We start from the raw sequence: 9,150 nt of genomic DNA, 5'->3' as shown, positions 1-9,150 counted from the left end.
TGCACACCATTAGATTCATATATTTCTGCAAAGCCAAAAGCATCATCATAATGTCCTAAATCGGCTAATAAGAAACCTTCTGGAATTAATGGTATTAATTCACTTTTCGTTATTTTCTTATCGCCATTCAAATCATATTGTTCAAAGCCTATTCTATTAGCAATGATCACTTCTTCATCACTTATAAATTTCATCGAAAACATCAGCATGCTTTCAGTTTCTTTTTGAATATGTACTGTAGCTACATCATTCACTATAGGCCAAGAGGTTTCTAATGTATAATATCCTTTTGGCATTTGATAGCTAACCGAAGCACCAATTCCACTATAAACAGTAATATAACCTATGCCTCTGGTACCCATTATCGCCTCTGAAATCAATTCATTCGTCTCAACGTCCACATATTGAATTTTTATCTGTCGGGGATCATTCTTTGTTACATATTCTTGTTTTATTATAGGTACATGGCATAAATTACCTGCTGCTCCCCAACCTGATTCACAAGCTAACACATATCCTTCAGGCATATATTCATCTATATTAAAGATAGAAAAATCTTCAATATAGATTGATTTTACTACTTTATTTTCAAGAACGTCTTCAAAAATTAATTGAGCAGGATGTGTTTCTACTTCATCCTCTATCACTGTTTCATCAATCGTTTCAGAATTCTCCGGTATCTTAGTTTCTTCTGCTTTGACCAATTGAACTTGTGAAAGACCTAAAATAATAGAAAAGATACTACAGAACACTAGCCTACTTACTTTTAACCTCATTAAAAATCTCCTCTTTGTTAAATATATCTATATCAGTATGCAACTATAGCCACTTAAAACTACACTCAGATCTAAAGCTTTAAAGCAAAACAATAAACATTATCATTATTAATCTTTAATGTTTAATTATAGTGACTAATTAAAGAAGTTATATACAAGAGATGATATTGATCGTATAACATTTTGTGCATTAGATGTAGATTTTAGATTTGTTGATAAGACACTTAAAATATATGGTCCGCTTGGAGCATATATAATCGCTACATCATTTTCTGTATTATACAATTCTCCTGTTTTATTTGCCGTAACTACTCCTTGTGGAACTCCAGCCGGAATTTTCCATGTTCTTTGTTGTTGTTTTAATAAAGATAACATTCTATCTGAATATTTTAAATTACCATAGTAAATATCTGATAACATCTTTGTTGTATCCCTAACAGAAGTATAATTACCATATTCAACTGGAATCATGCTAGTTGAATTATAGCCGTGTGCTCTACTCCAATTAGTAACTAAGTTTGTTCCTGCAGAATAATTGCCATATCCTAACATAGTCACTAAATTCACCCAGGCATTGTTATCACTAACAGTTATCATACTATGAAGTTGTGAATCCACATAAGATTGTCCATAACGAGAAATCATTGATTCATAATTATCATAGACGGCTCCCATAACAAACATTTTCATTACACTTGCTGCTTGTATCTGTTGATTTGAAACATCAATAGTTGGATTTTCAGAATTTAAGATTTGAACACATACCGACCATGTTTCTCCAGCATATGTATGAGAAGCAATATATTGAGCTATTTGATCTCTTAATGCTCCTAAAGTATCTACTACTTGAGTTTTACCACTTCCAATTTCCCGAATGATATCGCCATCTAGAAATACCATAACCTTAGAAATATACGTTCCTGCCTGATATCCAAATTCAGAGGCATTGATTTTTGCTAGATAACTACCATCACTCTGTCTTATTCCTTCAAACCATTTAACATTATTCGGATTTCCATCAATATATACAGGTACCCATACTCTCGAAATAGTTGCATTTGATACAAGACTATTTACTTTTACATTATATTGTCCATAAGAATTAGATTTTTCGTCTATACTTACAGTACCTACATCTAGAGTGATATCGTTATCAGCTAATATGTCTCTAACAAAATGAACAGCGAATCGTTGAGCTTTGGAACCATTATTATCGTAAATTTGAACCTTTGTTCCATTAATAAAACTTCCATTTACTAAATCAAGGACTTGATTTGGGTTTGTACAAGTGACAAATTTTATGGTTCCTTCTTCATCTTTTACCGCAATCCATTTTTGATTATTTGAATTATTCAATGATTTGATCACAACCATCCCGTTTTCAACTGTAAGATATTTATTCGTACTCAATGTCATTATCGTTAGATATCCATTTTCATCTTTACGAACCTTCCACTGTTGAGCTTTCGATCCATTTCCTTGATACAATTGAACACTATTCCCACTAAAATCTGCATCATTTACCAAATCTAATACCATGTTTGTATTCGATGCTAATTGTACAATATAGATTCCATCATTAATTACATTGATATTATCTTGAGCCAACTGATCTAATCGTTCTTGAAAAGTAGCATATTTTTGAAAGCTCCATCTTTGTGCATTACTGTTGTTTGATTGATAGATTTGAATATTCTTACCGTTTTGTGCTGATCCACTACTTAAATCTAAAACGTAGTTTGAATCTAAAGCAGATACGATCTTGAATCCTTTGTCTGTTGAAATAACGATCCATTTTTGTGCATACGATCCATTATAATCATATAACTGAACATTCCCACCATTTTGAATAATTCCACCATATACATCTAATACTTTATCAGAACCTAGATTTGTAAAAATAACATATCCTGTTTCATCATGAGTAACGATCCATCCTTGCGCTTTTGAACCATTATCTTTGTAAATTTGAACATTTGCACCATTGTTTGTATATCCATTATAGACATCAACTACATAATTACCATTTACAGAAGAATTGATAAAATATGTTCCATCCTTTAATACATCTTTATTTTCTGATGCTAATTTATCCAATCGTTCTCGTAATGACATATAAGTTTCAATTGTCCATCTTTGCGCTTGGCTATTATTTGAGCTATAGATTTGAATATTTGATCCATTGCTAATACTTCCTGATGCTAAATCTAGTACTAAGTTTGGATTTAATGCAGAGATAATCTTATATCCTTTATCAGTAGAAACAATAATCCATTTTTGTGCATAAGTACCATTATACTGATATTGTTGCACGTTTGCTCCTGATATCGCTTGCCCATTAACAATATCTAAAACTTTTGATGATCCTAAATTCTCAATAGTCGCATATCCTTTTTCATCAAAAGAAATATGCCAGCCTTGTGCTAAAGACGCATTATCTTTATATAACTGTACGTTTGCTCCATTATTCTTTGAACCTGAATTAACATCAATTACATATACATTATTTAAAGCAGAAGAAATAACGTAATCACCTTCTGGTATAATATCTTTATTTTCTAAAGCAAGTTCATCCATCCTATCTCTAAACAATTCATATTGTGTAAAGATATATCTTTGTGCTTTCGTTCCATTACTATAATACAATTGAATCGGTGTTCCATTTGAAACAGATCCATTATAAAGATCTAAAACAAGAGAAGAATTTAAAGCTGAAATTAATTTGATTCCCGATTCATCTTGAATTGCAATCCATAATTGAGCTCTAGATCCATTAAAATCATATTGTCCAACTAAAGCTCCAGATGTATTTTGTCCATTTTTTACATCTAACACTTTACCAGTGGATAAATTCTTAATAATCAAATACCCTTGTTCATTATGTGTAATACCCCATCCTTGGTAATCAAATCCAGTGTATTGATTGATTATGATTGTTGCACCATTTGTATTGGAATTATTAGAAACACTAACTACTTGCTTATTGTTTGCTTTACTTGCAATCGTATAATTTCCATCACTAATAACATTTTTATTTTCAAATGCCATTTCATCTAGTATTTGAAACATCGTTTTTGTTTTTTCAAATTGCCATAATTGAGCAGGAGTGCCGTTAAAAGAATATAATTGAACGATGCTTGAATTACTAATCTTTCCACCTAATATATCTAAAACTAAATTTGAATCATAAGCAGACGCTATAACATATTTACCATCTACTAATTTGATCATCCATTTTTGAGCTAAAGAATTAAGTAAACCATTTTGTTTAATCACTAGGCCATTTTCTAATAAATACATTTCATCTGTTGCAGTTAAGTATTTATTAGAATTTGCATTTTTAATTGTATAATATCCATCATCTTGTCGTTCAATGATAAATTTTTGAGCTTCTGTAGCATTCGATTGATAAATTTGTAATACGCCACCATTAGATGTAGAACCATTTGTAATATCTAATGTCATATTATTATCAGAAGCATTTTGAATATAATAAACACCATCTTCAAAGATTTGATCAATAATATCAAAGAATGCAGTAAGAATTCCTGTATATCCATTGATTCCAGTAATTGTTACTTGTCCTTTTCCAACATTTGTATTATTCGAATAAGTAATTGTATAATCTCTACCTTCGGTTAAGGTAATCGTTCTACCACCCACATCAAAAGTAATGATTGCATTTGGAGCAATGGGTTGTCCTGTATAAAATTGATCTCCAACATGAATCGTACCAAAATCTTCTACAGATACGTATAATAATTTTTCCGTTAATTTACCAAGTGAGAAGAATGGACCAAAATCATAATTATCTTCAATAGCTGATGATCGTTGATTCCATATAGTAGATATATGATATCTACCATTTTTAGAAGATCGCAATGGATCATATACATTACAATATCCATTTTCATCTATACCATAGATTAACAATTCATGCGTATAACCCGGATTAACAAAAGTACCTGCACCAACAGCACCAACAATAATTCTACCTTGTTGCAACTCATTTATGATTTGTTGATAACTCAGATTATTTCTATAATCTATACCAAAATAATTTGTTAAAAACTTCCAAGCATCTGAAGAAGAACCATACAAATCACCAATATTGTACAAGCTTTGGGAATGTAATAAACCACCTATATCATTAGGAGTATAATGAGTCCCTAAATAATGATTAATGACAGATGCTGCAACAGTTGGCAAACATCCTGTAGAAGCAATATTTCCAAGAGAACCTATCCAAAATGACCCCTATCTTGGATCTGTTTGATTTAGATAAGGGATATTATAGATATAAGTTTTAACTACTTTTCCCGATGCATCTGTAGTAACCTCGATATCTCCTATCCTAAATGTTCCTGTTTTTAATTTCCCTTGATTATCGTAGTACCTTACTACATCACCAGTTTGTACAAATCCTGTCCGCATATAACCTGTTGTAGCATCAAAATAATACCAACTTCCAGCTATATTTACATCTCCAAATAATTGAATACCCTTATCATCAAAATAGCCATATTTTTGTTCATTTTCATCTGATGATAAATCAACAATTCCTTTCAAAAGCATCCCTGTATTTTCATCAAAATAATAATTAACTCCATCAATATTGACCAATCCATGACTTATTTGACCATTTTGATAATACTGTGTCTTATCTTCATTCCAACCAGAATTAACAACTGTATTCTCGATTAAAGAACCTTCATTATTTAAATCATCTTCTGTTACCAAAGGAAGAGATTCTTTTTCATTATTTACTAAATCATTTTCATTCTTTTCATCATTTAAGATTGTATCATTTACTCCATCATTTAAAACAGAATCTTCTTCTTTTTCGGTTAAAGTGGAATCAAGAATACCTTGATGACCTTGTTCTTCTGATTCACTTTCACCATTAATATTATCTTCAACAATCTCTGTATTCTGTTCGTTTGATACTTCATCTTCAGTTAAAAAAGTATTTTCTAACAGTTTCTCCTCCATAATCATTTCTTCTGGAGTTTTTTCGTTTGCCCATACTATACTCGTTGACCCAAACAAACCTACTGCCATCCCAAAAAACAAAGCTACATAAAATAAATTATTTTCTTTTTTCATAGTTTGTACCATTTGTTATTTCAATTTGTAACCCCTTTCTATAATTTTATTATACTCATATTCATTTTATTTTTCATTATTTTTCAATAGATGTATAAAATTTTACACGAATAAAAAAAGACATTGGAAATACACCCAATGTCTCTTAATAACGGATATGTAAATAATCATAGGGTCATTCTTAAAGGAGTCTCTAAATTATCGTAGGATCGTGCTTGTCCCATTTTTTCTATTTTTGTTTTTATTAAGAAATCAAAGAATATAAGTTAAGAAAGATCAAGAACAAAGCAAATGATTACCACAACTTCAAAAGGTATAGAAATCAATGCCTATATGCGATAAACCAAGTTGAAAAGCCAAGCATAGAAAAATCGAAAAAATAGGAATAAGGGATATAAACGAACAAAACATAAAAAGCAGAAATAACCAATGTTTCATAAAAAGGGTGCTATCTCACCTAAAGCGGTGGATAACACCCTTTTTTAGAAACCCTACGATTATTTAGAGCGACTTAATAACATCAACAGTATTTATTCTAAATACATTTCAGCAAATCTTGTCAAAATAATTGATGCTTCTGCACGTGACGTATTTCCTTGGGGATCTAAACGCGTTTCATTATCTTTTCCGGTGATAATTCCAGTACCTACTGCCCATTGCATCGCTTCCTTAGCAAAATCGTTTACACTTTTTGCGTCTGTAAATCGACTAAAATCAGCTTTTGTGGAAGTATCTAATCCACGATAATTTGCATAACGGTACATCATAACCGCCATTTGTTCACGGTTGATATTATCACTTGGACCAAATTTACCCGTATCTGAATATCCAGTAACAATACCTTTTTCGCTTGCCCAAAGTATTGCATCTGTATACCATTGTCCAGGGGCAACATCTGGGAATATATTTGTATATTCAACGCTAGGTGTGTCTTCTAAACGATGAAGGATCAATGCTAACTGAGCTCTTGCCAACGGATCTCCAACGCCAAAATGTGTATCTGTTAAACCCGTCATAAAGCCATAATAATATGCTGAGTCAATAACGCCTTTTGTATACCAATCATTACCAACATCATCATATGTATGCATTATAACAGGTATATTACCTACTTGCCCATTATAACCTACTGTTATATATTGGCTTCCGGCAACATTCGTATTAAAATTTGAATCATACATGCCCATCTGTACTGGAAGATAACTATATCCATGATCATTACATTTAACAATTAAAATCAAAGACATATCATCCACAGCTGTTCCAACACGGAAAGTATTATATCCAGCTCCTACATTAAAGAAATAACCAATGATTTCTGGAGAACATGTACCCATGAACAATTGTGTCCAATAATGTCCATAATAAGAATTTGCATTATAACCATACCCTGCACCTAAATGAGAAAAACTAGCATTCAGTATGTTATTGCGATGACCCTCACTATTCATCCATCCATTAATTGTCCAATAAGGATCCGGAAGTCCAGCAGCAATATTTTCTCCAGCAGCGCTATAAGAGATTCCCTTTTCATGTAAAACACTAAAACATTCACTACCATTTGGTCTAGTATGACTAAATAAAGATGATAATTCTTGCGATCTAATATCTGCAGCTTCTTGCATCACAGATGACATTGTTAAAGGTTCTAATCCATTAGCTAAACGCTGATTATTTGTACCCTTTAATATATGCCATTGATATGAGTTATAAAACGAAGGATCCTCAATAGGAATTTCTTCATTTGAGAACATTCTTATACCATCTGTACCAAACTCCTTTACTCCTGATTCTACAATTATAGGTGCTGATTCTTGGGCATAAACTAAAGATGACGAAAAACTCAATGCAAACAGTGAAATCAACGAAACAGTTTTAAATACTTTCTTTTTAAACATAGCTACCCTCCTCATATAATATCTTTTTTAATTCTTCACTTTTTAGATATACTGTTTATTTTTCTTAATGGCTTTGTAATTTTCCAACTCAATGAATTTGTCATATCGTTAATTAGTTTTTGTTGATTTTCTTTTAAATCAAGTAAAACAGAGATATGATCTCTTTGATGTTTATTCTCTTCTTCGAGTTCTTTAATTTGATTATTTAAATCGTTAATTTTTTCTTCAATACTTCTTTCACCAACCATTTGAATTTTTTTATTCATTTCATAATAATTTTTAGGCGTAAAATCAAATTTTTCTTCTAAAATCGTAAACATCTCCTTATCATTTAAATATCTTTCTAAAACAAACATGCCTAAAACTGGGTTTTTATCTGAATACCCTATACATTTTGATAAAAGAAAAGCTTTTTCACAATTTAATTCATTTTCATTACAAGATTCAGCATTCACAAAATATTCTCCAAAAGATTTAATAAATAAATCATCATCCATATCATCAAAAAAATGTGCTCTAATATTCATATGTTCATTAAAAAAACGCATTTCTTTTTCTGGATCTGTTGAACTATTTTGATTTTCTATACGTCTATATCCACATAGAGGTTCTTCTATAAAATCAAATGTATAATGTTTAGCTAATCGAATAAAGAAATCCAAATCATGAGCTTGTACATAAGCTAAATTAAAATACCCAACTTTATCTAATACACACTTACGATACATCATAGTAGATTGAATCAAAGAATTTCCTATAAAAAAGAAAAATCTTAACCAATCTTTTTGATCTTTTTGACGATGATTGTACAAATCATAAAGATCTTTTATTTTATCATTTACAATAGTATTTGTTTCATCAATAATATCAAGTTTAGTGAAACAAACATTTGCATCAGTGTATTCATCAAAAAATTTCACTTGTTTTTCTAGTTTATCTTTTCGCCATATATCATCACTATCTAATCGTGCAACAAGTTCTCCTTTTACTTGTTCTAATCCTCGATTCGTAGCAATACATATATGACTATTTTTAGATAAAAATATCGGTTTGATTCTAACATCATCGTAACTTTTTATAATATCCACTGATTTATCCGTAGATCCATCATCAACTAAAATTAATTCCCAATTTGGATAAGTTTGTTGAAGAACACTTTCAATAGAATCTCTTAAAAAATCTTCATGATTATAATTCACCATAACAATACTAACCAATGGATTATTCATGACTCTCCCTCCTTATTTATTCCCACTTTCATTAATAAATAAATCAAAAAACTTAAAATGATTTTTTGAACTATTTTTTAATAGAGCAATTTGATTAGATGGTACAATCTCAATATTTCCAATTAAATCATCAATCGATAC

General features: G+C 30.6%; 5 protein-coding genes. All 5 read right to left on the bottom strand.

What is annotated here, in order from left to right:
• Positions 1-776: hypothetical protein (locus HMPREF0367_RS05735; protein ID WP_035402168.1), on the bottom strand; the 776-nt coding region annotated here is incomplete at its 3' end.
• A gap of 135 nt (positions 777-911) precedes the next feature.
• Entirely contained in the window at positions 912-4,985 is a 4,074-nt protein-coding gene (locus tag HMPREF0367_RS05730; protein ID WP_148449379.1) for an RICIN domain-containing protein, read from the bottom strand.
• 48 nt (positions 4,986-5,033) lie between these two features.
• Complete coding sequence (locus tag HMPREF0367_RS05725; protein ID WP_035402162.1) at positions 5,034-5,882, bottom strand: hypothetical protein; 849 nt, start codon at positions 5,880-5,882, stop codon at positions 5,034-5,036.
• A gap of 530 nt (positions 5,883-6,412) precedes the next feature.
• On the bottom strand, positions 6,413-7,780 hold the full coding sequence (locus HMPREF0367_RS05720) for a CAP and S-layer homology domain-containing protein (protein WP_051335193.1): 1,368 nt from the start codon (positions 7,778-7,780) through the stop codon (positions 6,413-6,415).
• A gap of 35 nt (positions 7,781-7,815) precedes the next feature.
• Positions 7,816-9,009 carry a glycosyltransferase gene (locus tag HMPREF0367_RS05715; RefSeq protein WP_035402158.1) on the bottom strand — a complete coding sequence of 398 codons (1,194 nt, stop codon included), beginning with the start codon at positions 9,007-9,009 and terminating at the stop codon, positions 7,816-7,818.
• Between the last annotated feature and the right edge of the window lie 141 nt (positions 9,010-9,150).

Source organism: Faecalitalea cylindroides ATCC 27803 (genome assembly GCF_000469305.1).
GTDB lineage: Bacteria > Bacillota_I > Bacilli_A > Erysipelotrichales > Erysipelotrichaceae > Faecalitalea > Faecalitalea cylindroides.
The sequence above is the reverse complement of the archived record's forward strand: the minus strand, read 5'-3'. Positions and strand labels throughout refer to the sequence as shown.